The sequence below is a fragment of the Ruegeria sp. G10 genome (genome assembly GCF_056533645.1).
The window spans coordinates 134514-156947 of sequence record NZ_JBQFOQ010000008.1 but is presented as its reverse complement, the minus strand read 5'-3'; the positions used below and the strand labels follow the sequence as shown (position 1 = coordinate 156947).

At 59.3% G+C, this 22434-nt stretch carries 24 protein-coding genes; 7 read left to right on the top strand and 17 right to left on the bottom strand.

All coding sequences use genetic code 11. From position 1 onward, the window contains the following. Nucleotides 1-53: 53 nt before the first annotated feature. Nucleotides 54-497 carry a PaaI family thioesterase gene (locus ACR0KM_RS14735; protein ID WP_480822195.1) on the bottom strand — a complete coding sequence of 148 codons (444 nt, stop codon included), beginning with the start codon at nt 495-497 and terminating at the stop codon, nt 54-56. A 58-nt stretch (nt 498-555) separates the two neighbouring features. Here ACR0KM_RS14735 and ACR0KM_RS14730 point away from each other — a divergent pair, with 58 nt between their 5' ends. The 4 genes from ACR0KM_RS14730 (at nt 556) to gluQRS (ending at nt 4427) form a co-directional block, all read left to right on the top strand. Next, a complete protein-coding gene (locus tag ACR0KM_RS14730) occupies nt 556-1341 on the top strand; it encodes an enoyl-CoA hydratase (protein WP_480822193.1) in 786 nt (261 codons plus the stop codon). Between the two features lie 250 nt (nt 1342-1591). Next, the gene (gene trmFO, locus ACR0KM_RS14725) at nt 1592-2932 is read left to right on the top strand and encodes a methylenetetrahydrofolate--tRNA-(uracil(54)-C(5))-methyltransferase (FADH(2)-oxidizing) TrmFO (protein ID WP_480859377.1); all 1341 of its coding nucleotides are present in this window, start codon (nt 1592-1594) and stop codon (nt 2930-2932) included. A 38-nt stretch (nt 2933-2970) separates the two neighbouring features. After that, nucleotides 2971-3585: a class I SAM-dependent DNA methyltransferase gene (locus ACR0KM_RS14720; protein WP_480859379.1), complete on the top strand. Its 615-nt coding sequence runs from the start codon at nt 2971-2973 to the stop codon at nt 3583-3585. After that, nucleotides 3582-4427 (top strand): tRNA glutamyl-Q(34) synthetase GluQRS, encoded by an 846-nt coding sequence (gluQRS, locus tag ACR0KM_RS14715; RefSeq protein WP_480859381.1) that lies wholly within the window; start codon nt 3582-3584, stop codon nt 4425-4427. Before ACR0KM_RS14720 ends, gluQRS begins: the two co-directional genes overlap by 4 nt. A 19-nt stretch (nt 4428-4446) precedes the next feature. Here the strand turns inward: gluQRS and hisI are convergent, their stop codons facing one another. Further along, complete coding sequence (gene hisI / locus ACR0KM_RS14710; protein WP_480822185.1) at nt 4447-4836, bottom strand: phosphoribosyl-AMP cyclohydrolase; 390 nt, start codon at nt 4834-4836, stop codon at nt 4447-4449. A 48-nt stretch (nt 4837-4884) separates the two neighbouring features. On the opposite strand from hisI, the gene ACR0KM_RS14705 reads away from it, so the two are divergent. After that, nucleotides 4885-5337 (top strand): iron-sulfur cluster assembly scaffold protein, encoded by a 453-nt coding sequence (locus tag ACR0KM_RS14705; protein ID WP_480859383.1) that lies wholly within the window; start codon nt 4885-4887, stop codon nt 5335-5337. 59 nt (nt 5338-5396) lie between these two features. Further along, nucleotides 5397-6035, top strand: a complete 639-nt coding sequence (locus ACR0KM_RS14700; protein ID WP_480859385.1) for a MarC family protein — start codon at nt 5397-5399, stop codon at nt 6033-6035. A gap of 184 nt (nt 6036-6219) precedes the next feature. On the opposite strand, the gene ACR0KM_RS14695 is transcribed toward ACR0KM_RS14700, so the two are convergent. The 5 genes from ACR0KM_RS14695 to sciP all read right to left on the bottom strand — a co-directional run bounded on the left by ACR0KM_RS14695 (nt 6220) and on the right by sciP (nt 12013). Then, nucleotides 6220-6342 (bottom strand): hypothetical protein, encoded by a 123-nt coding sequence (locus ACR0KM_RS14695; RefSeq protein ID WP_480529074.1) that lies wholly within the window; start codon nt 6340-6342, stop codon nt 6220-6222. A gap of 111 nt (nt 6343-6453) precedes the next feature. Beyond that, entirely contained in the window at nt 6454-8544 is a 2091-nt protein-coding gene (gene recG, locus ACR0KM_RS14690) for an ATP-dependent DNA helicase RecG (RefSeq protein ID WP_480859387.1), read from the bottom strand. After that, nucleotides 8541-10793, bottom strand: coding sequence for an NAD-dependent DNA ligase LigA (ligA, locus tag ACR0KM_RS14685; RefSeq protein WP_480859389.1), 2253 nt, complete (start codon nt 10791-10793; stop codon nt 8541-8543). Before ligA ends, recG begins: the two co-directional genes overlap by 4 nt. Before the next feature lie 125 nt (nt 10794-10918). Further along, entirely contained in the window at nt 10919-11635 is a 717-nt protein-coding gene (gene ctrA / locus ACR0KM_RS14680) for a response regulator transcription factor CtrA (RefSeq protein WP_480822173.1), read from the bottom strand. Between the two features lie 84 nt (nt 11636-11719). Beyond that, nucleotides 11720-12013 (bottom strand): CtrA inhibitor SciP, encoded by a 294-nt coding sequence (gene sciP, locus ACR0KM_RS14675; protein ID WP_480822171.1) that lies wholly within the window; start codon nt 12011-12013, stop codon nt 11720-11722. A 129-nt stretch (nt 12014-12142) separates the two neighbouring features. Here sciP and mnmA point away from each other — a divergent pair, with 129 nt between their 5' ends. Beyond that, on the top strand, nt 12143-13288 hold the full coding sequence (gene mnmA / locus ACR0KM_RS14670) for a tRNA 2-thiouridine(34) synthase MnmA (protein WP_480822169.1): 1146 nt from the start codon (nt 12143-12145) through the stop codon (nt 13286-13288). On the opposite strand, the gene ACR0KM_RS14665 is transcribed toward mnmA, so the two are convergent. The 10 genes from ACR0KM_RS14665 to rseP all read right to left on the bottom strand — a co-directional run bounded on the left by ACR0KM_RS14665 (nt 13285) and on the right by rseP (nt 22431). Then, nucleotides 13285-13830, bottom strand: coding sequence for a carboxymuconolactone decarboxylase family protein (locus ACR0KM_RS14665; RefSeq protein ID WP_480822167.1), 546 nt, complete (start codon nt 13828-13830; stop codon nt 13285-13287). The genes mnmA and ACR0KM_RS14665 overlap by 4 nt on opposite strands. 89 nt (nt 13831-13919) lie before the next feature. Next, nucleotides 13920-14495 (bottom strand): hypothetical protein, encoded by a 576-nt coding sequence (locus ACR0KM_RS14660; protein WP_480859391.1) that lies wholly within the window; start codon nt 14493-14495, stop codon nt 13920-13922. Between the two features lie 4 nt (nt 14496-14499). Next, complete coding sequence (lpxB, locus tag ACR0KM_RS14655; RefSeq protein WP_480859392.1) at nt 14500-15654, bottom strand: lipid-A-disaccharide synthase; 1155 nt, start codon at nt 15652-15654, stop codon at nt 14500-14502. Beyond that, complete coding sequence (locus ACR0KM_RS14650; RefSeq protein WP_480859394.1) at nt 15654-16448, bottom strand: LpxI family protein; 795 nt, start codon at nt 16446-16448, stop codon at nt 15654-15656. The genes lpxB and ACR0KM_RS14650 overlap by 1 nt, the downstream gene beginning before the upstream one ends. A 3-nt stretch (nt 16449-16451) precedes the next feature. Beyond that, nucleotides 16452-17237, bottom strand: a complete 786-nt coding sequence (gene lpxA / locus ACR0KM_RS14645; protein WP_480859396.1) for an acyl-ACP--UDP-N-acetylglucosamine O-acyltransferase — start codon at nt 17235-17237, stop codon at nt 16452-16454. After that, entirely contained in the window at nt 17234-17707 is a 474-nt protein-coding gene (fabZ, locus tag ACR0KM_RS14640) for a 3-hydroxyacyl-ACP dehydratase FabZ (RefSeq protein WP_480822157.1), read from the bottom strand. Before fabZ ends, lpxA begins: the two co-directional genes overlap by 4 nt. Before the next feature lie 72 nt (nt 17708-17779). Next, a complete protein-coding gene (locus tag ACR0KM_RS14635; protein WP_480859398.1) occupies nt 17780-18355 on the bottom strand; it encodes an OmpH/Skp family outer membrane protein in 576 nt (191 codons plus the stop codon). A 15-nt stretch (nt 18356-18370) separates the two neighbouring features. Further along, nucleotides 18371-20731 carry an outer membrane protein assembly factor BamA gene (bamA, locus tag ACR0KM_RS14630; RefSeq protein WP_480822153.1) on the bottom strand — a complete coding sequence of 787 codons (2361 nt, stop codon included), beginning with the start codon at nt 20729-20731 and terminating at the stop codon, nt 18371-18373. 127 nt (nt 20732-20858) lie between these two features. Further along, entirely contained in the window at nt 20859-20987 is a 129-nt protein-coding gene (locus tag ACR0KM_RS14625; protein ID WP_480822151.1) for a hypothetical protein, read from the bottom strand. A 91-nt stretch (nt 20988-21078) separates the two neighbouring features. Continuing rightward, nucleotides 21079-22431, bottom strand: a complete 1353-nt coding sequence (rseP, locus tag ACR0KM_RS14620; RefSeq protein ID WP_480859400.1) for an RIP metalloprotease RseP — start codon at nt 22429-22431, stop codon at nt 21079-21081. Nucleotides 22432-22434: the final 3 nt, after the last annotated feature.

Below are 22434 nucleotides of genomic sequence, written 5' to 3'. Positions count from 1 at the left end.
CAGTCCCTTTTCATGGGACCTCTTCCTGGCCGGGGCTTGTCCCCGGCCTTTTTTCATCCGAAGGTTGCTGCGGCAGACCCTTCCGGAGGGATCGAATACGTCATACTGGCCCGCGCCACAGGTTTTTCCGAACCTTCCGAATACATCAGCACATCGCCAACCGCCAAGCTTCGTCCGAGTTTCAGCAAGCGGCATTGGGCGATCATGTCCTTGCCGCCTTCGGGCTTGTTCAAGAAATCCATCGAACTGCTGGTGGTGACCGCCAGCGACTGCCGCCCTTTGCGGGCGAGAACCATCGCGTAGACACAGACATCGGCCAGACCGAACATTGAAGGGCCCGACACCGTGCCACCCGGTCGCAAATGCCGGTCCTCGACCCGCAGGCGCATCGTGATGGTCGTGTCGGTCAGATCCTCGACAACGAAATCCTTGTGAACCTGCGGGAATACCTGCGCCAGATACTCGGTCAGCTCTTGCTTGTTCAACGCTAAAGACATGCTTCCCCTCTTCTCCCTGTCGCCCTAGAGTTGGCCCAACAGCCAGCGGGAGGGCAAGATGGCAATTCTGGAACGTAACGACACTGGCGCGATCGCACGGCTTGTAATGAACGCCCCCGAGCGTCTGAATGCATTAAGCGATGAGATGCTGGCCGCCCTACAGGCCGAATTGGATGCACTGAAGAAGGATAGCTCGATTCGGGTTGTGGTCCTGTCTGGCGCGGGCAAAGCGTTCTGTGCCGGGCATGACCTGAAGCAGATGACGCAAGGCCGACAGGCCCCGGACGGCGGTTTGGGCTATTTTCAGGACCTGTTCGATCGCTGCGCGAAGATGATGATGTCCATTCAAAAGCTGCCCCAGCCGGTCATTGCGCAGACCCATGGCATCGCAACGGCAGCGGGATGCCAATTGGTGGCCACCTGCGATCTGGCTATCGCGGCAGAAGGGACGCGGTTTGGTGTGAATGGCGTGAATATCGGGCTTTTCTGCTCAACCCCCATGGTTGCGCTTAGTCGGAACATCCCGCGCAAACAAGCGTTCGAGATGTTGACCACGGGTGATTTCATCAGCGCTGATCGCGCCGCCGCATTGGGCCTGATCAACCGCGTCGCGCCGGCCGATCAGCTGGAACAGGAAACAAATGCGCTGGCCGAACAGTTGGCGGGCAAACTTGGTGCCGCCGTCAAAATCGGAAAAGAGGCGTTTTATCAGCAGCTCTCACTGTCCACCGAACAGGCCTATGACTACACCGCCGAGGTGATGGCACAGAATATGATGTACCGGGACACCGAGGAAGGCATCACGGCATTTATCGAAAAACGCCCGCCCAATTGGCAGCAGTAACGCAATTATTTTATGCATTTTTGCCTACTGTTCGTATTTTTGCACTTTTCAAAAGGGCGACACTGTGGCAATGGTGGGTCAAGGCTGAGGCCTGTACAGACTTTTGGGTCGCCGTGGGCGGAAGGTCCCTCCAAGCTGGTTTCTCTCACCGGCGTAGACATTCCCGCAGCGGCGACCCCAAGACTTCTCCTCAAAGATCGACAAAAACAGCGCATTGCGCCGGACCTGTCCGTGCCCTATGTGGCAGCCCATGACAGAGACTTTGCATATCGTGGGCGGCGGCATGGCCGGGTCCGAAGCCGCATGGCAGGCCGCCGAGATGGGTGTGGAAGTGGTGATTCACGAAATGCGCCCTCAGGTGGGAACGTTTGCGCACCAAACCGGTCATCTGGCCGAGATGGTGTGTTCGAACTCGTTTCGCTCGGATGATGATGAACAGAACGCGGTGGGTCTGCTGCATTGGGAAATGCGCGCCGCCAACGGGTTGATCATGACGACGGCAGATGCCCATCGTTTGCCCGCCGGTGGGGCCCTGGCCGTGGATCGTGATCCGTTTGCCGAAACCGTCACGGCAAAGCTGCGGGCGCACCCGCGTGTTTCGGTCACGGGGGAAGAGGTCACGACGCTGCCATCCGATGGCCACTGGATCTTTGCCACCGGCCCGCTCACCTCTCCCGCACTGGGTGACGCGATCCGCGCCCGGACCGGAGCCGAGGCGTTGGCCTTTTTCGATGCCATTGCCCCGATCGTTTATGCCGACAGCATCGATATGAGCCAGGCCTGGATGCAGTCCCGTTATGACAAGGGAGAAACCGAAGAAGAGCGCACGGCCTATCTGAACTGCCCCATGGATCGCGATCAGTACGAGGCATTCATCGACGCGCTGCTGGCTGCTGACAAGACCGAGTTCCACGAAGGTGAGACCGCCGGTTATTTCGACGGTTGCCTGCCGATCGAGGTGATGGCCGAACGCGGGCGCGAGACCCTGCGACACGGCCCGATGAAACCGGTTGGTCTGACCAATCCGCATCGGCCGGATGTGAAGCCGCATGCGGTGGTTCAACTGAGGCGGGATAACGCTCTGGGCACGTTGTTCAACATCGTGGGCTTTCAGACCAAGATGAAATACGGCGCGCAAACGGATGTTTTCCGCATGATTCCGGGCCTCGAAGGCGCCAGCTTTGCACGGTTGGGTGGCATTCACCGCAATACTTTCATCAACTCTCCGACGCTGTTGGATGCGCAGATGCGGCTGAAATCGCAGCCTAATATCCGCTTTGCCGGTCAGATCACCGGGGTCGAAGGCTATGTCGAAAGCGCTGCCATGGGCCTGTTGGCTGGCCGTCTGGCTGCGGCGCAGATTCAGGGTCGCGCCCTGCCCGAGGTGCCGCAGGACAGCGCAATGGGCGCGTTGATCCATCACATCACCGGCGGTGCCGAGGCCAAGACCTTTCAGCCGATGAATGTGAACTTCGGTCTTTTCCGCCCTGTTGAGGGTCTGAAAGGTGGCCGCCGGGGCCGCAAGGATCGCTACAAAGCTTACACCGATCGCGCGAAATCCGCATGGTCGGAATGGCTGTCACACAGTTGACTGGACGACCCCACCGCGCTGCGCCTAAAATATAAGGTATGAGCGACAAGTTTCTGAAAGATACATATGATCTGGGTTCGGCGCAGGAGACGCAGGATCACTATCAGAAATGGGCCGCCTCTTACGATGATGAGGTCGGCGAGCAGGGCTATGTCACCCCCAGCCGTGTTGCCGCAGCGCTAAAGACCTTTGTCCAAGATGCAGAGGTTCCTGTACTGGATTACGGCTGCGGTACCGGGCTGTCCGGTGTCGCCCTGCACGCGGCAGGCTTTCGCGTTCTTGACGGGATGGACCCAACGCCCAAGATGCTGGAGCAGGCCGCCGCCAAAGGGGTCTATCGCACCCTTCGCGGTTTCGAGCTGACCGACCCCGAACCCGTCAAGCACGGTTCGTACAGTACGATCACTGCGATTGGAGTCATAGGTTCGGGCGCGGCACCGCCGCAGGTTTTTGACCTGTTGATGAACGCTTTACCCCGTGGTGGGTATCTGGCGTTTTCGTTCAACGACTATACTCTGGCCGACCCTGCCTATACCACGCGACTGAATGACTGGCTTGATATGGGGCACGCGCGGCTTTTGTTCCGCGAATACGGACCGCATCTGCAAGGCATGGACATGAAGTCTGACGTCTATGTTGTTGAGAAAGCTTGACCTATACAACGCGCTTTGCCCCGTCTCCGACTGGTCCCCTGCATCTTGGCCATGCCTATTCTGCACTTCTGGCACAGGATCTGGCCACCGCTAACGCAGGGCAGTTTTTGCTGCGGATTGAGGATATTGATCAATCCCGTTGCCGGTCCCATTGGGAAGAGCAGATTTATGATGATCTCAGCTGGCTCGGGCTGCACTGGCCGCGCCCGGTCTTGCGGCAGTCTGACAGGCTTGGACGATACCAACACGCTCTTGAGGCGCTGATAAAGCTAGGTGTCGTATATCCCTGTTCCTGCAAACGTGCAGATATCGAAGCCGCAGCTGGCGCGCCACAGGAAGGTGTCCCGCAGTTCGGGCCTGACGGGCGCATCTATCCCGGCACCTGCCGTCGACGTCATCTGTCCGAGGCAGGTCCAGGTGATGTGCTGCGCCTCGACATTCGAAAAGCTCTGCAAGTCTCTGAATTGAGGGCGTTTCAGGAAAACGGAGAGGCCCATTTCGGAGCGCACGATCTGCGTCCGGATCACCTGCTTCATGCGGTTGGTGACATTATCCTCGTGCGGCGGAACATGGGCAGTTCCTACCATCTTTCAGTGGTCGTCGACGACGCCGATCAGAAGATTACGCATGTGGTGCGTGGCGAAGATCTGTTTGAGGCCACCCAAATTCATGTCTTGCTGCAAGGTCTGCTTGACCTGCCAACGCCGGTCTACCATCACCACCGTCTGATCCGGGACGACGATGGCAAGCGACTTGCAAAACGGGACGATGCGCGCGCGATTTCGCTTTACCGTGCACATGGTGCTTCAGCCTGCGATATTCGAAAGATGGTTGGGCTGTGACGGTCTTACAATCGACAGTTTATTCCTGCGGCTTCATCAACTCGACCTCAGCTCCGTCGCGTACAGCGGTGTAAAAACAACTCCGCCGATTGGTGTGACAGGCCGGGCCCGTTTGACGCACCAACACCAGCAGGCAATCCCGGTCACAATCGACACGGAGATCTACCAATTCCTGCACATGACCCGAGCTTTCACCCTTGACCCAGAAGGCTTGCCGCGACCGCGACCAATAGGTCACGCGACCGGTCTGCAACGTCCTTGCTACCGCTTCGGCGCTCATCCAGGCCATCATTAGCACGTCACCCGTGCTTTCGTCTTGCGCGATCGCAGGCACAAGGCCCGCGTCATTGTATTTAAGCGTCGTTGGATCGAACGAGACAGTTTGTGTCATGGCAAAAACCTTTTGCATCCGGGACCATGGCCACTATGTATGGGGAACAGCCAACGAGGGAAAGCCATGAGCGGCGAAACCGATCTGATCAAGCTCTATTCCGGGCGCATTCTGGCGCTTGCCGCTGATATCCCTCATCTGGAGCGACTGGAGCACCCGGATGCAACCGTTAAAAAACGTGCCCCGCTGTGCGGGTCGACTGTCACGGTGGATGTAAAGGTGCAGGACGGGCGGATCGCCGCGTTCGGACAGGACGTCAAAGCCTGCGCTCTGGGGCAAGCTTCTGCTTCGGTTGTCGGGCGTGCGGTGATAGGTGCCACACGAGCGCAGATCGAAACGGCCCGGGATCAACTGTCAGCGATGCTGAAAAAAGGTGACCCTGCCCCGGATGCGCCGTTTGACGGGCTTGAGGTACTTATGCCGGCGCGCGACTACAAGAACCGTCACGCATCGATCCTTTTGTCGCTTGAAGCCACAGCCGAAGCGATGGAACAAGCAGAACAGGCCAATTGCGCCTGAGCGTGGTCTTTTCCGACAAAGCCGTGTAATCTCTGCCAAAATCCGGGGGAGACAGTGGCGTGGAGAAATTGATCGAACATTTCGTGACCCTTTGGGTGGTCATCGATCCGATCGGTACGATTCCCGTCTTCATTGCCGTCACTGCCAGCGCCGGTGTTGCCGCTAGACGCAAAACCGCCCTGCTGGCTGCGCTGGTGAGCGCTGGTATTTTGTTGTTCTTCCTGGTTTGCGGCCAGCTTGTGATCGAGGCGCTGGATATTGGCCTGAACTCGTTTCAGGTCGCAGGCGGGATTATCCTGTTCCTGTTCGCGCTGACCATGATCTTTGGCGAAAGCAAACAGGATATCGAACAGCGCGAGGCGCAGGAAGATCTGCAGGACAGGATGCATAAGACCAATCCGGCGATTTTTCCGCTGGCGGTACCCTCTCTGGCCTCGCCCGGCGCGATGCTGGCGATCGTCGTGCTGACCGACAACAATCGCTACAGTGTTGCGGATCAGGGCATAACCGCTTTGGTCATGCTTGTGGTGATCGCCATTGCATTTGTGCTGATGCTGCTGGCCGAGCCCATCATCCGGTGGATCGGGCATTCCGGGGCTGCGATCATCAGTCGGATCATGGGGATGATCCTGGCTTCGGTCGCCGTGAATTCGGTATTGTCGGCGATGCTGGAGATCATCAAAACCGGAAAGCTTTAAAAAAACCGCCGCACCTTCCGGGCGGAAAGGGCGGCGGCAGGTTGTGCGTGTCTCACGTAGGGTCCGGATTTCCGCGCGGGGCCGAGGCTGGCCCCTTCAAGGGGTTTGGGACAGGCAGGTCACCCTTGACTGAGATGGGGAAACAAGCGCGGGGCTATCGGCATGAGATCGCAGGCAGAAAAGCTTAAAATCCTGTCGGCAGGTGAAGGGCAACCACCAGCATGACCACCAACGAGACGGCACCCACAGCATCCTGCAAAATCGTTGCTTGCGAACGGCTGAAAGCGGTCTTGATCTGGGTCAGCATGGTCTCACCTCCGGTCAGGGTTTAATCTTTTGTTGACCTTTTGTTCTCATATTTTGACGAGTCAGTAAAGAACTTTTTGAGAACATTTGCGAACTTTTGAGGTTTATCGGTCTAACCCACTGAAATCAAACGGATCGCCTGATCCTGTTTCATCAGCCACAGCAGAACGCGCGCCGCCTTGCCGCGATCCGAGGTCAGCGCGGGATCTGCGTTGAGCAATGTCCGCGCGTCCGATTGGGCCACGGCCATCAACCCGGCCTGCCTTTCCAGATCGGCGATGCGGAATTGGGGCAGCCCCGATTGCGCGGTTCCGATCAGATCCCCGGCCCCACGCATCTGCAGGTCTGTCTCGGCAATGCGAAACCCGTCTTCGGTCTCGCGTAGAACCTCAAGACGCTTGCGTCCGCCTTCGCTGAGCGGTGGCTGATACATCAGCAAACAGGTTGATGCATCTTCGCCCCGCCCTACGCGGCCTCGCAACTGGTGCAACTGCGCAAGGCCAAAGAACTCGGCCCGCTCAATCACCATGATTGTCGCGTTGGGCACGTTCACCCCGACTTCGATCACGGTCGTGGCCACCAGTACTTTGGTCTGACCGGACTGAAACGCGGCCATGGCGGCGTCTTTCTCGGCGGGTGGCATTTGCCCATGCACCAGCCCAACGGTGTCATCCCCCAACACTGCACGCAGCCGTTTGAAACGCTCTTCTGCCGCAGTCAGATCCGAAACTTCGGATTCATCGACCAGCGGGCAGACCCAATAGCACTGCTTGCCAGCGTCGATCGCGCCCCGCAAGTGGGCCACGACCTCATCCATACGCTGCGTGCTGACGATGGCCGTTTTGATCGGTTTCCGGCCCGGAGGTTTCTCGTCCAGAACCGAAACATCCATGTCCCCGTACTGTGCCAACGCAAGGCTACGAGGGATCGGCGTAGCGGTCATCACCAGAACATCCGCGCGTTGGCCTTTCTCGGAAAGCTCCATCCGTTGACGCACGCCAAAACGATGCTGTTCATCGACGATCGCCAACCGTAGGGCATCGAATTCCACATCGCTTTGGAAGACCGCATGTGTGCCGACAAGGATTTGGATACGACCCTGTTTCAATGCCTCCAGCTTGGCGCGCCGTTCTGCGCCCTTGTCGCGCCCAGTCAGGATTTCGAGCACAACGCCCGCTTCCTCTGCTAAGGGGCGCAATCCTTCGAGATGCTGGCGGGCCAGAATCTCTGTCGGAGCCATCATCACGCCCTGCCCGCCCGCTTCAACGGCCACCAGCAAGGCCATGAACGCCAGCAGCGTTTTGCCCGCGCCCACATCGCCCTGCAGCAACCGGTTCATACGATTGTCCGAGGCCATGTCTGCCGCGATCTCTTCAATCGCGCGGGTTTGTGCCCCGGTCGGACGGTAGGGCAAACTCGCCAGTACCTTTGACTGCAGAGCGCCCGTGCCGACACTCACCAGTCCACGACTCTTGCGTTCTCGTTGGCGCGCGATCGCCAGCGTCAACTGATGTGCCAACAGCTCATCATAAGCCAATCGCTCACGCGACGGCGCGAACGGGGCCACATCGTCCGCACCCTTCGGATTATGTGCCGCATGTACCGCCCCCTGCCAGTCCGGCCAGCTTTGCTGCGCAACCTGCGCCGGATCCGCCCATTCAGCCAAAGCAGGTGCCCGCGCCAATGCACTTTGAGCAGCCCTGTAGGCCGTCTTCTGCGTGACGCCTTGTGTCAGATGGTAAACCGGCTCGAACTCGGGCAGCGTTCCGGCGCTTTCGGGGGCTACGATATGGTCCGGGTGCACCATCTGCGCCATGCCATCAAAGAGCTCAAGTTTACCCGACACGACCCGGCGGGCACCTTGCGGTAGGATTTTCTTCAGGTAGTCCCCGCGCGCATGAAAAAAAACCAGCTGGAAGTCGGCCTGCGCATCCTCGACATGAATGCGATAGGCACCGCCCTTGTTGCGCGGAGGGCGATGCGGGCCAACGGTCACCTCTACCGTCAAGGTCGTCGGTAAATCCGCCCCCTGAATGGTGTCCCGCCGCCTGCGATCGATCACCGCATAAGGCAGCGCGAACAATACATCCCGCGGTGTCTCGATCCCAAGTTGGCCCATCAGTTGCGCGGTCTTGGGTCCAACGCCATCCAGCGTCTCAAGCCCTGCGAACAGCGGAAACAGCTTTTCTGGCCTACCGCTCATGCATCCCCGATCAGCTGTAGCCAGCCGTCTTCGTCAAGGGTTTCGATGCCCAGATCCGCCGCTTTCTTCGCCTTCGACCCGGCCCCCGGACCTGCCACAAGAAGGTCTGTCTTTTGGCTGACCGAACCGGACACTTTGGCACCCAACGCCTCAGCCCGTGCCTTGGCCTCGGCGCGTGTCATCTTTTCCAAGGTGCCGGTGAAGACCACGGTTTTGCCCGCAACCGGGCTGTCCGATGATGGGGCTTCGGGCGGCACAATTGTCAGATAGCCACGCAGGTCGTCGAAGGCCTTACGCTCTTCGGTGTTGGCGAATGCGTCCGACAGTGAAAGGCCCAGCGTGGCCCCGATGCCATCGATCCCGATCAGGTCGGACCATGCGCTCGCCGCTGAACCGGGTACATTCAGCCGTGCCACTGCTGCATCGCGCGCTTCCTTCAAACGCGCGCGTCGACCTTCCGCAGCGGCGGCGATCCGTTCGGCCTCTTCCGCTTCGTCCGCTGCGCGTTGTGCCAAGGCCGCTGGCCGCGCAGCATCAATCGCGGCCGCCATCACGTCCCAATCGCGATAGAACAGCGCGAGATCACGCGCGCCAACCTCACCGACATGGCGAATACCAAGGGCAAACAGCAGCCGCGCAAAGGGAATTGTCCGTTTGTCTTCGATGGCTGCAAACAGGTTGCTGGCCGAGGTATCACCCCAGCCCTCGCGGTTCTTCAGCCGCGCAAGGTTGCCCGCGTCCCGATCTTTGAGCGAGAAGATATCTGCGGGCGTATTGATCGGCAGAACAGGATCGCCGTGAAACATTTCGATCTGCTTGGCCCCCAACCCCTCGATGTCAAAAGCCTTGCGAGACACAAAGTGCTTAAGCTTCTCAACAGCTTGCGCCGGGCAGATCAAACCGCCGGTGCAGCGGCGTACCGCGTCGCCCTCCTCGCGGATCGCATCGCTGCCGCATTCAGGGCATGTCGACGGGAAATCATAGGGTTCGGCGCCGTCGGGACGTTTGGACAGGTCCACGTCCGAGATCTTCGGGATCACATCGCCTGCGCGATAGACCTGTACCCAATCGCCGACACGGATGTCCTTACCTTCCCGTATCACGCCGCCTTTGGCGTCGCGACCGGCGATGTAATCTTCGTTGTGCAAAGTTGCGTTCGACACCACAACGCCGCCGACGGTGACGGGATGCAGCCGGGCGACAGGGCTGAGGGCCCCGGTGCGGCCAACCTGAATGTCGATCGCGTCCAGCCGTGTCCAGGCAAGCTCGGCCGGAAACTTATGCGCGATCGCCCAACGGGGCGTTGTGGAACGGAACCCCAAGCGCGCCTGCAGGCCGAGGTCATCAACCTTGTAAACAACACCATCGATGTCGTAGCCGAGGGTCGCGCGCTGCGCCTCAATCGTACGGTAGTGATCGAGCATCTGATCTGTCGTGGTGCACAGGCGGGTCAGGTCATTGACCTGAAATCCGAACGCGCGCAGCCGCTTTATCGCCTCCATTTGGGTTTCTGCCAGGGGCTCGGACAATGCCCCCCACGCATACGCAAAGAACCGCAGCGGCCGTGATCGCGTGATTTCGGAATCAAGCTGGCGCAGAGACCCCGCTGCGGCATTGCGCGGGTTGGCGAAGGTCTTCCCGCCTGTCTCAGATTGCCGCGCGTTCAATGCGTCGAAATCCTCATGAGACATATAGACCTCACCCCGAACCTCCAAAAGTTCCGGAGCGCCTTCGATCCGGTGCGGGATGTCAGCCACTGTCCGGGCGTTTGCCGTGACGTTTTCACCGATTTCGCCATCCCCACGGGTGGCGGCCTGCACCAACCTGCCCTTTTCATAGCGTAGGGACAGAGACAGCCCATCAATCTTTGGCTCGGCGGTATAGGCCAGCGGTGCATCGGCGCTGTGGCCCAGATACTTGCGAATCGAGCGATCGAAATCCGCGACGTCCTCGTCATCAAAAGCATTGCCCAGGGACATCATGCGCACAGCATGCGCCACTTTGGCGAACCCATCGGCGGGCCGCGCACCGACCTGATCACTGGGGCTGTCGCTGCGTTTCAGATTCGGAAACCGCTCTTCGATCTCGGCATTGCGACGCTTTAGAGTGTCGTACTCAGCATCCGAGATCTCGGGCGCATCTTTTGCGTGGTAAAGATCGTTTGCACGCAGCAGAGCCGCGGCGAGCCGGGCAAGCTCTTCCCGGGCTTCGTCCTCGCTCAAATCAGCTACAGCGATGGTTTTGCTCATGTCCCCGCCCTGTCACGTTGTCTTGGACCCCAGTGATAGGGCGAGGCCATGGTCAGGTCCAGTGTTGTGCTGAGCCGCGAGTGGGAATGCCGCCCCGGACCGCCGGCGACATCAATCTCAGAAGGTCAGGCGCCCACCGCCATCCGTTGTTCACCGACGCTGCCGGACTGCGGGTCACGCAGAACATACCCGCGTCCCCAAACGGTCTCGATATAGTTCTCGCCACCGGTCGCATTGCTAAGCTTTTTACGCAACTTGCAAATGAACACGTCGATAATCTTCAGCTCAGGCTCGTCCATTCCGCCATAAAGATGGTTCAGAAACATCTCTTTGGTGAGGGTCGTGCCCTTGCGCAGGCTCAACAGCTCCAGCATCTGGTATTCTTTCCCCGTCAAATGAACGGTCTTACCCTCGACCTCGACGGTTTTGGCATCCAGATTAACAGCCACCTGACCGGTGTGGATCACCGATTGTGAATGCCCCTTTGAGCGGCGGATGATTGCATGAATGCGCGCCACCAGTTCTTCGCGATGGAATGGTTTGGTCAGATAGTCATCCGCGCCGAACCCGAAGCCCTTGATCTTGCTTTCGGTATCATCCGCACCTGAAAGGATCAGGATCGGGGTTTCGACCCGCGCGATGCGCAGCTGCCGCAGAACCTCATGTCCGTTCATGTCCGGCAGGTTCAGGTCCAAAAGGATCAGATCATAGTCATAAAGCTTGGCCAGATCGATCCCTTCTTCGCCCAAATCCGTCGCATAAACGTTCAGATTGGCATGTGTCAGCATCAGCTCGATGCTTTTGGACGTGGTGGGATCGTCTTCGACAAGAAGTATGCGCATTCAACTGCTCCAATTTGGTTAAATATCTTCGGTTCGAAATGAAACTGGCGAAAAATGGTTAACCTGTCGTTACCGTTGATTCATTTATTCACTTTCACCTTTAGGTTGTCGATATTTTTTTAGCGTGGTGACCTTCAATGCATCCGTTCCGTGCTCGGCCACGGCAGAGACCCACGCATTGAACTCTTCATCGCTCAGCCCGTATCGCTTTTTGGCATCCGACAGCGAAATGAGCCCGTAAAGCACCCCGCGCACGACAATGACCTTGCGCGAGGCGACCCAGCGCCGCGTGTCCGCCGGGGGCAGGTCTGCGCGGGTCAGAACGCTTCCATCCGGCAAGGTGACCGACCTTGGCCCTTCGACTTTGTGCAAATACATCCGTCCTACCTTTTTCTGCTGCGACAAAGCTGCACCCAGCCTACTTAAGAGGGCGTGAAACCGCCCCTTGAGAGTGTGTAGAATTTTCCTATATTCTGCCGGTCTTTCTTAACCCGGACTGGAATCGCCATGGCCCTCGCCGCCGAGACCCAAATCAATTCGCTTGGCTTTGCCAAACCGCCCTCGGAAACGCGGGTGGTGGTGGCCATGTCGGGCGGCGTCGACAGCTCGGTCGTGGCCGCCCATCTGGCCGATCAGGGCTATGATGTGGTAGGCGTGACGCTGCAGCTTTATGACCATGGTGCTGCGCTGGCCAAGAAGGGCGCATGCTGTGCCGGGATCGACATCCATGATGCGCGGCGCGTGGCTGAGGAGCGCGGGTTCCCGCACTACGTCTTGGACTATGAGAACATTTTTAAGGACGCGGTGATTGACGAGTTCGCTGACAGCTATCTGGCGGGCGCGACTCCGGTGCCCTGCATTCGCTGCAATGAGCGGGTGAAGTTCAAGGATCTGTTGGAAACCGCCAAAGACCTTGAGGCCGATTGCATGGCAACCGGTCACTACATCCAGCGCAAGATGGGCGCGAACGGCCCCGAGTTACACAGCGCCGAGGATGCCAACCGCGATCAGTCCTACTTCCTGTTCTCGACCACGCCTGAGCAGTTGGATTACCTGCGCTTCCCGCTGGGCCACCTGCCCTCGAAGGATGCCACGCGTGAGATGGCGGCCCAATATGGGCTGGCGGTTGCAGACAAGCCCGACAGTCAGGACATATGCTTTGTGCCAAACGGCAATTATGCAAGCGTCATTGAGAAACTGCGCCCGGGTGCCGCCGAACCCGGCGAGATCGTGCATGCAGATGGACGCGTGCTGGCGCAGCATGACGGCGTGATTCACTACACCATCGGCCAACGCCGCGGGCTTGGCATCGGTGGCCTGAGCGAGCCGCTTTATGTGGTCAAGCTGGACGTTGACAAGAAGCAGGTCGTCGTCGGCCCCAAAGAGATGCTGGCCACCCGCACCATCCCCGTGCGTGAGATCAACTGGCTGGGAGATGAAGCCTTCACGTCTCGCGAAGAATGGCATCTCAAGGTCAAGGTTCGCTCGACCCGGCCCCCGCGCGAGGCGATCATTCGCCCGCTCTCGGACACCACTGCCGAGGTTGAGCTGCTGACGCCAGAAGAGGGTGTTTCGCCGGGACAGGCTTGCGTGTTCTATGCGACCGAGGGCAGCCGGATCTTTGGCGGCGGCTGGATCTGGCGCGGTTACTAGGCTGAAATCGGATCGACCTCGGTTTCGATCTGTATCTGCAGCGCGTCGTTGAACCTGTTGAATGCTCCGGTCAGGGCGATGCGCCATGTCAGCTCGACGATCTGCGCATCGCTGAACCACTGGCGCAGGTCCGATACCTCTGCATCCCGCATCCGGCCCGACCGCGTGGTCACGGCTTCGGCATAACGCACCACCGCTTTGTCACAATCGTCCAGTTCGGGGTGATCCTCGACATCCGGCAGGCGCGCCGCGCCTTCGGGGCTGAGCCCAGTCACAGTCAGCAGTGGTGTGTGGTGCGAGACGCAATAGTCGCAGGCATTCAGTTTCGAAACTGTCACCATCGCCAGTTCCAGTGCGCGGCGCGGCAGGTTTTCCTGCGCCCGAAATGCGGTCAACATCGCGGCCACGTGCTCGAGCACCGCAGGGCTATGGGCGGCAATACGCGCCCAGTTGTCGAATGGACCATAATCCCCAAGCAGAGCCCGATACGCGCGGGCGGTGTCGGTCATTTCCTCGTCGCCCAGCGGCGGAATTCGGGACATCACAATTCTCCTTCACCGGACAGGGTTGGTCCTGATGGCGCAGTCATACAGACCTGATGAAAACGGTGTCGTCAACGCCGCCGGGCGGATCACAGCAGGTCGGTGGGCGAGTTGAAGAGGATATATAGCCCGACACAAACCATGATGTAGGGTGCGATCCGATCCATCCGCGCGACCCGCGGCCCAAGACTTTTGGCCCGCGGCGCACCCCAAGTGGCCACGGCGACCAGCAGAAGCCCCGCCGCTGCGGCACCCAGCAAAGCTGCCAGACGGAACGATGGCGTTGAATCCGCCAAAAGCGGGGTCATGACTGCGAAGCTGTCTACAGACAAGCTGAGAAACAACGTCACAACAGAACTGATCGCCCCCTTCGACCTAGTATCTTCCGCCTCGGTGCCGCGAAATTGCCGCCAGATGCCGCGCAAGCCAAATAACAAAGGGATAACGCCAAGATACCCGATCCACTCGGGGATGCCGCTTTGATCCAGACCGATCGCAACGGTCATGGCGAGCGACAGAACGATACCTTGCGCGACGGCGAACCCCGCAATGGCGCGGCGTTGCTCGATGATCAGGGTCAGACCCAGTAGCACCGCAAGATTGTCCAGGTTGGTCGAGACCATTGCCACTCCGGCGGAGAGCGTGAAGAGAACATGATCTAGCATCCGGCTATGGCATCCGCTGCAGCACCGCGCGCGCCGCACGCAGGCCGGGGGCTTCGCCGCCTCGGCCCAGTCGCTGCATGGTCTCGGTCATCGCCGCCTGCTGGCTGCCCGGCGTTGCAGCGACCTGATGCAACGCAGCGGCAATTTCGCCCGGCTGACAATCGTCCAGCAAGCATTCGGGAACCGATCGCGTTTCCGACACCAGATTGACCAGCGTCACCGTATCCAGTTTCACCATCCGTTTGGCGATCAATGTGGTCAACCAGTTCAGGTTATAGGCAATCACCATGGGCGTAGCCTGCGCAGCCAGTTCCAATGAAACGGTACCCGACGCGGCCAGCGCAAGGTCGGCCACCGCAAAGGCTGCGCGCTTTTGCGCTTGGGCCTGATCCGACGGCAGGTTTCGTGGGTCGACGACAACCGGGTGACCGGGCCAGTCCGTCACATGCTCTGCAACCGCGTCCACCATATGGGCAACCGCCGGGACAACGACACGCGTGTCTGGCCGATCTTGCAGAAACTGATGCAGCGCCGCGCCGAAAACAGGAGCCAACCGCTCCACCTCGCCCCGCCGAGAGCCGGGCAACGCAAGGACGATCGGTGCGTCACCCAGTGCGTGTTCCGTGCGAAACGCGGTGATCTGCTCTTGGGTCGCGACCGGTTCGTTTGCCACAGGATGGCCCACGAAATCGCATTCCATACCTGCGCGTTCCATGTAGGGCGGCTCAAACGGCAGCAGAGCGAGGACGTGGTCAATCACCTTCGCCATCTTGTCCGCCCGTCCGGGCCGCCAAGCCCAGACACTGGGGGCGACATAGTGCACCGTACGAATGTCACTGGCGGCCTTGACCAGCTTGGCGACGCGCAGCGAGAAATCGGGGCTATCGATGGTGATCAGCACTTCGGGCTGCGTCTCAAGCACCGCCTGTGCGGTTTCGGCAATACGGCGTTTGAGATGAAAGAACTTGGGCAGAACCTCGACCAGCCCCATGACGCTGAGTTCGGACATGGGAAAGCGGCTGATCAGCCCCTGCGCATGCATCGAAGGGCCGCCGACGCCATCGAATGCGATATCCGGGATCAGCGTGCGCAACCCCTCCATCAACGCCGCCCCCAGACGGTCGCCCGAAGGTTCCCCGGCGACCAGAAAGACGCGCATCAGACCGCGCGCTCGCGGACCTGCAGGAACAGGCCCAGACGGTTGCAGTCCTCGATCACGCGGTCGCGCTGCAGCACGATGACGCCGCCCTTTTCGATCACAATTCCCGACAAGCCCGCAGCCACGGCCCCCGCAACCGTGTCGGGGCCGATCGCAGGCATGTCCGCGCGTCGGTCCTGATTGGGTTTGGGGCCTTTGAACAGAACGCCGCCGCCCGCGTCCGGGCGCTGTGTCATGGACTGCAACATCCAGGCCGTGCCAAAGATGCTTTCGATCGCCAGTGCCTGACCTTTAAGAACCGCGCAGGCCTGACCGATATCCGCAGCACCCATGGCGCGTAAGACACCCGCCGCGCGGTCCGCATCCGCAAGATCGGCCTCGGACGGTTGCGCCTCGGTCAAACAGCCGAGCGGAGGCAACAGGTCCGGCGCAATCTCGTGGACCGCCTGCACGGTTAGCTCGGCCTCTTCAAAAATGCCAATCACAGCCCGCAACGCGCCATCGTCGCCCGACATAATGGCCTGTTGCAAGACCGGCACCAGAGGTATCGTCGCGGCATCAATTCGCGCGGGATTCACCACCGGGCGACGCACGGCACCGGCCATGCAAATCTCGGTCACGCCGCGTGCCTTGAGGTCAGCGATGAAACTTCCCAGATGCTCCAGCGGAAAGACCACATCCGCGTTCAGCGTGTCCGGCTCGAACCCTTCCAGCGCGCAGATCAGCGGCCGTTCGGGCAGGTTTTCGACCACCGCGTCCGGCAACACTCCTGTCCCCGCAATCAGTGCCAGCATGGGTTACTTCCTCGGCGTAAGGAAAGAGCGGTCTGTCTCACCCGTCACGAAATCGACGATCTGGCGCACATATTCGCTTTCGGCATCATCGCCCAGACGCTTGGCGCGATCCATGAAGGTACCCTCGCCTTCGGACAATTCGCGAAAGGCCGCACGCAAGGCCGAGATATCCGCCCGCGTCACACCTCGGCGCTTGAGGCCAACAAGGTTGAGCCCATCCAGTTCCCCCCGAGGGGCCTGCACAAGGCCATAGGGAATGACGTCATTGGCCACCATGGTCAGCGCACCGATGATCGCGCCGCGACCGACGCGGACCCACTGATGCAGGCCCGAGATGCCGCCGACGATGACGTCATCCTCGATAATGCAATGACCCGCCGCGCCGGCATGGTTGACCATGATCACGCGATCGCCGATCTGCACATCATGGGCCACATGGACACCGGCCATCAGCAGGCAATCATCGCCAATGCGAGTCACACCGCCGCCCCCTTCTGTGCCGGTATTGACCGTCACATGCTCGCGGATGCGGTTGCGTTTGCCGATCTCCAGCCGCGTATCCTCGCCGCCGAATTTCAGGTCTTGCGGGATCTCTCCGATCACCGAGAAATTGAAGATGACCGTATCTTCGTCAACGCTGGTATCGCCCGTAACCACCACATGAGATTTCAACTCGACCCGATCACCCAGCCGCACCTGCGACCCGACATAACAGAACGGGCCGATGATACAGCCCTGCCCGATCTGGGCCCCTTCTTCGATTATGGCGCTGGGATGGATGCCGCTCATGTTGTCTTTTCCATGTCCCAATCGACATAGGCCGAGAACTCGGCCTCGGCAGCCACCTCGCCCTCGACCGTCGCGCGGCCGCTGAACTTGAAGATCTTGCCGCCCTTCTTGCCGCGCACGGTTTCGACGTGCATTTCCAGCACGTCGCCGGGCACGACCTTGCGGCGGAATTTGCACTTGTCGATATTCATGAAATAGATCAGCAACTCGCTGTCGATCACATCCATACCGACGCCGAGCATCACACCGGCCGTCTGTGCCATCGCCTCGACAATCGTAACACCGGGCATGATCGGAGTACCCGGGAAATGGCCCTGAAAATGCGGCTCGTTCATGGTGACGTTCTTGATACCGATCGCCGATTGATAGCCCTGAATATCCACGACCTTGTCGACCAGCAAAAACGGATAGCGATGTGGCAAGATCCGCTGGATCAGCTGAATGTCAGCGCTTTTGGTGTCCGTGGTCATGGTTGGGATGTCCTGTTCTGGAGGTCTCTTTCACGCGTGGTTAGCAATACCCGTACGCAAGGGCAAGCCAACCTATTCGCTGTCGGGCGCAGCAAGTGCGGTGCCATCGCCGATCACAGCGTCGATGCGCGCGATTGCGGCGTCCGTGATGTCCGACGCGTCCGAGCTGAGCACGACCGTAGCCCGTTCCAGCACGACCGAGGCCTGAGATTCGCGCAACAATTCGATCAGCACGGGTTGGGCCAGTTCAAAAAAACGCCCGCGCGCGTCTTCGCCACGCCGCGCCAGCACATCAAGCTTGGCCCGTTGCCCGTCACGATGGGACTGAACCTTCCGGTCAAACGCCTCGGCCAGAGGGCGAAAGTCTTCAGCCGACAAGTTCGCGCGTTGCTCGGTCAGGTCCTTTTCCTCTTTGCTCAATTCGGCGACGATCCGTTCATTTTCTTCTGCCAGCAGCGTGCTCTCGGCTTCGATCTCGCGAAACACGCGTTGGCCGAACGCGGACTCTGCGAAAAGCCGCTCGCTTGAAATCGTCAGGACGCCCGTTTGGGGCACCCCCAGTTGTTGTCCCTGCGCAGTTGGGACGGCTAGCAGCGTTAGAAAAGCACACAGGGCCCATAGAGGGCCCTGCAGATGTTTCAGAAACACGAGGCTCATCCGGGATCAGAACCGCGCCTGAATAGTCAGGTCAAAGTTCTGCTCGTTGTCGAACTCTTCTTTCTTGAGCGCTTTCGAGAAGTTGAAACGCAGCGGGCCGAACGGTGTTGTCCACAGAACCGACAGACCGATGACGTGGCGGATCGAACCATCGGCACCCACGATATTGGCACCCGTGGTGTCGACGTCGTCGATGTTGTAGAGGTTGCCGACATCATAGAATACACCGCCGCGCAGCCCAAGTTCTTCGGGCAGACCCAGCGGGAAATCCGACTCGAACCGGGCCACCCAGTAATAGTTGCCGCCAATCGCGTCGTCCTGACCGTTCGACAAGTCGCGCGGTCCGATGCCCGAAGGTTCAAAACCGCGGAATGTGCTGGGGCCCAACGTGAAGCGGTCCAGCGTCCGGCTGAAATCGTCTCCGGTCCACTTCAGGGCACCGAGTTCCAGGCTGGCACGCAGAACAACTTCTTCGTTCCATACACGTTTCTGTGCGATCGCACGGGCGGTCGACCGGAAGAATTCGTTATCTCCGCCAAGGCCAGCCGCATCCAGGCCAACTTCGAACAGCACGCCGGCGGTCGGGTTGAGACCTCCAAGGCGGCTGTCATATGCATAGGTCACACCCAGTGAGCTTGTCGTGCGTTTGCCCTGATCGATTTCCGACGCAACAACCGCACCGTTTGTCAAATCGCCCTGCTGGGTCATCTCGCTGCGGTCCCAGCTATAGCGCAAGCGCAGGACCGAAAGCTCGCTAAGCGAATAGCTGATCTGCGGATTGAAGAAGATCCGCTTGGTATCAAAGCTGGCAAAACTGGAGTTGGTGCTGTTCAACCCAACACCCAGATCAAAGCGCAGCCTGCGCCCCAGCAGAAATGGTTCGGTAAAGTTGATCACATACCGCTCGGAGTCCTGCGCCGTTGAAAGGCTGACACCCAGGTTCTGACCGCGGCCAAGGAAGTTGGATTCATTCAGCGCAACTGCGATCCCAAAGCCATCTGTTGCCGAGAAGCTACCGCCAAGGCTCAGCGAGCCGGTGGGTTGCTCTTCGACATCCACGTCCACGATGACCTGACTTGGCGACGAGCCCTCACGCGTGTCGATATCGGCTACTGCGAAGAAGCCAAGCGCCCGAATACGCTCGGCGCTCTGACGAATTTCACGGGGATTGAAGGGGTCGCCTTCGACAGTGTCGAATTGGCGGCGGATGACGCGGTCCAGCGTGGTTGTGTTGCCCTCGATATCAATCCGCTCGACAAAAATGCGCGGTCCGCGGGTCAGAACGAATTCAACATCCAGCGTCAGATCACGCGCGTTTCTCGTCACACGCGGCTCGACACGCAGGAAATCGACCCCGTTTTTCAGGCCCAGCCGCTCCATCCGTGCAATCGAGTTTTCCACCAGCGACGGCGAATAGATAACACCAGGCTTGATCCTGAGCGCATCCTGATATTCGGCCGGGTCCACGCCCGGTATCTCGCTGACAGTTGTGATCTGCCCAAACGAAAAGCGCTGGCCCTCGGTAATGTTCATCACCAGAAAGAACGCATCCCGTTCACGCGTGAATTCCACATTGGCGCTGTTCACGCGGAAATCGACATAGCCCCGCGACAGGTAGAAATCGCGGATCACCTGTTTGTCGAACTCGATCCGGTCGGCGATGAAGGTATCGCCGCGCAGGAAGGTCCGCAGGATATTGGCTTGTTTGGTCTCCAGTACCCGGCGCAGGCGCCGATCCGAATAGGCCCGGTTTCCGACAAAGCTGACGCGTTCGACTTCGATCGTGGTGCCTTCGGCGACTTCAAAAACCAAATCGACGCGGTTGTCGTTACGGCGAATAATCCGGGGGATCACGGTGGCGGATACCCTGCCCTGTTCTGAGTAGATGCGCGCAATCAGATCGGCGTCAGCTTCGGCCACTTGCGGGGTGAACACGCGACGCGATTCGGATGATATGGCCTCGAGCAGCACATCGTCGTTTACGCGCCGGTTGCCCTCGATGCTGATCTGGTTGATCGTCGGATATTCTTCGACCTCGATGACCAGAGTGTTCCCTCGCGGCGTCAACTCGACTGTCTCAAAAACACCACTGTCAAGCAAACGCTGGAAGGCGTCATTCAGCTCACCACCACTTACAGTCTGACCGGGTTCGATTCCCGTCCTGGCGATGATCGTGGAGGTTTCGATGCGTCGGTTACCCTCAACTTCGAAGCTGTTGATGGTGAAAGATTGCGCCTGCGCAGGGTGCACAAACCCCAGCAAACCCGGCATTGCAAAGAAGAAAAAGAAAACTAGTGCCTGCCACAAAATATGGTTTTGCCGCCCGCGAGAGCCGCAGAATGTGCCCGTGCCTCTGCTGTCAGTCATTTTTTTCACTACCCAGAATTTTCAGACTTTAGCTGCTGAGTAGCCCGATTGAGGCATCATGTCAAAAGCGCAAACGCAAAAACGGCCCGCAGGCCGTTCCATGATGTCGCATCTGTAAGGATCAGAATCAGAGTCCGACGAGATACCCGCCAACCGCCAGCGCCAAAGCAGTGACACCAAAGCTGAGCAGTACGTCCCAGTTCAAAAGAAACAGGAAGCTGAAGCTCTGATAAGATTTACGCAATGCATTGCTCATCGCATCCGGGTCCGTTCGCTAGAAAACACCCGAATATATTAGGTTTGAATTAAGGCAATTTTGCGTCCGAACCGTGCCCGATATGCCTCATTCAGCAGAACAGGTCGTTACTGACCGAAAACAGCATCAGCGACAGGATCAGCGTTACGCCTATTCCCATCAGGACCCGGAAAGCCTTGTCGCTGGGCGGTTTGCCTGACACTGCCTCGTAGGCGTAAAACACCAGATGCCCACCATCCAGCGCCGGGATCGGGAACAGGTTCAAAAGACCCACTGCGGTTGACAAAACGGCGATGAAGAAGATGAAGCTTTGCGTGCCCTGACTGGCCATCGCGCCCGAAACTTCGGCAATTCCGATGGGGCCAGAGATGTTGCAGGTGCTGATCGCGCCGGTGATCATGTGCCACATGCCGGACAACGAACCTTCGATGATGCGACCGGTTTGCGTGATGCCCCCCTGGAGCGATTCCAGAACACCGGCGGGCACTGTCTGAGGCTCGATCATCATGCCGCCGACGATTCCGATCCGCCAATGGGTAACAAAACCGCCGTCAGGTCCGGGCTCATCCGTGCGGCGTGGGGCAAGCGCAAATTCCAGATCCGCTCCATCGCGCCAGACCGTTAGCAACAACGCCCGCCCATCCGAGCCCTCAACATGCTCTTTCAGCTGATCGAAGGCAAAGATCGGATCCCCATCGATCGAGGTGATCACGTCCCCGGCCTGCAGCTGAATATCCATCGCCGCACTGCGTGGCGTAACTTGCTGGATCAATGGCGGAAACAACCATGGACTTTCGACATCCATCGTCTGCCCGTCGCGGATGACCGTATAGTCCAGCTCGGGCTGTACCGGCAGTGCGTCAATGAAGTCGGACCAGTTGTTCTGATCATCGAAATCCGGGGTTTCGATGCCTGCGATGGCGATGATCTCATCCCCTTCCTGCAGGCCCTGAACCGTACCTGGCAGCGGCTGCAGCGCGCCCACAGTCAGCGGTTGGCGTGAGACACCCTGAGACCAGAAGACCAGACCAAACACGAGTATGGACATCACAAAGTTGAAAACCGGCCCAGCCGCAACCGTGGCTGCCCGCGCCCAGAGCGGGGCGCCATGCATGGTGCGGCGCAACTCTTCCGGGCTTTGCTGCGCTATGTCCTGCATCGCCTCTTCGTCTTTGCCCGACGCGGCATTGGCGTCACCCAGAAACTTCACATAGCCCCCAAACGGCAGCAGAGCGATCTGCCACCGGGTGCCTCGTTTGTCCATACGGCTCCAGAGGACGGGACCGAACCCGATCGAAAAAACCTCGGCATGGATGCCTGACCAGCGACCGACAATGTAGTGGCCGTATTCATGTACTGCCACGATCACCGAAAGCGCGATAACAAACGCTACTATCGTATAGAGAAGATTGCCGAATTGCGGGATCAGTGAGAGTATATCCAAGGG

Coding starts and splice junctions, on each gene's coding strand:
- lpxB (WP_480859392.1), bottom strand. CDS start 15,654: ATGCGCGTCTTTCTGGTCGCCGGGGAACCTTCGGGCGACCGTCTGGGG.
- ACR0KM_RS14665 (WP_480822167.1), bottom strand. CDS start 13,830: ATGTCCCGAATTCCGCCGCTGGGCGACGAGGAAATGACCGACACCGCC.
- ACR0KM_RS14735 (WP_480822195.1), bottom strand. CDS start 497: ATGTCTTTAGCGTTGAACAAGCAAGAGCTGACCGAGTATCTGGCGCAG.
- hisI (WP_480822185.1), bottom strand. CDS start 4,836: ATGCAAAAGGTTTTTGCCATGACACAAACTGTCTCGTTCGATCCAACG.
- ACR0KM_RS14730 (WP_480822193.1), top strand. CDS start 556: ATGGCAATTCTGGAACGTAACGACACTGGCGCGATCGCACGGCTTGTA.
- ACR0KM_RS14660 (WP_480859391.1), bottom strand. CDS start 14,495: ATGCTAGATCATGTTCTCTTCACGCTCTCCGCCGGAGTGGCAATGGTC.
- ACR0KM_RS14720 (WP_480859379.1), top strand. CDS start 2,971: ATGAGCGACAAGTTTCTGAAAGATACATATGATCTGGGTTCGGCGCAG.
- sciP (WP_480822171.1), bottom strand. CDS start 12,013: ATGTATTTGCACAAAGTCGAAGGGCCAAGGTCGGTCACCTTGCCGGAT.
- mnmA (WP_480822169.1), top strand. CDS start 12,143: ATGGCCCTCGCCGCCGAGACCCAAATCAATTCGCTTGGCTTTGCCAAA.
- fabZ (WP_480822157.1), bottom strand. CDS start 17,707: ATGACCACGGACACCAAAAGCGCTGACATTCAGCTGATCCAGCGGATC.
- trmFO (WP_480859377.1), top strand. CDS start 1,592: ATGACAGAGACTTTGCATATCGTGGGCGGCGGCATGGCCGGGTCCGAA.
- ACR0KM_RS14695 (WP_480529074.1), bottom strand. CDS start 6,342: ATGCTGACCCAGATCAAGACCGCTTTCAGCCGTTCGCAAGCAACGATT.
- ACR0KM_RS14705 (WP_480859383.1), top strand. CDS start 4,885: ATGAGCGGCGAAACCGATCTGATCAAGCTCTATTCCGGGCGCATTCTG.
- ACR0KM_RS14650 (WP_480859394.1), bottom strand. CDS start 16,448: ATGCTGGCACTGATTGCGGGGACAGGAGTGTTGCCGGACGCGGTGGTC.
- ctrA (WP_480822173.1), bottom strand. CDS start 11,635: ATGCGCATACTTCTTGTCGAAGACGATCCCACCACGTCCAAAAGCATC.
- ligA (WP_480859389.1), bottom strand. CDS start 10,793: ATGAGCAAAACCATCGCTGTAGCTGATTTGAGCGAGGACGAAGCCCGG.
- recG (WP_480859387.1), bottom strand. CDS start 8,544: ATGAGCGGTAGGCCAGAAAAGCTGTTTCCGCTGTTCGCAGGGCTTGAG.
- ACR0KM_RS14625 (WP_480822151.1), bottom strand. CDS start 20,987: ATGAGCAATGCATTGCGTAAATCTTATCAGAGCTTCAGCTTCCTGTTT.
- bamA (WP_480822153.1), bottom strand. CDS start 20,731: ATGACTGACAGCAGAGGCACGGGCACATTCTGCGGCTCTCGCGGGCGG.
- lpxA (WP_480859396.1), bottom strand. CDS start 17,237: ATGAGCGGCATCCATCCCAGCGCCATAATCGAAGAAGGGGCCCAGATC.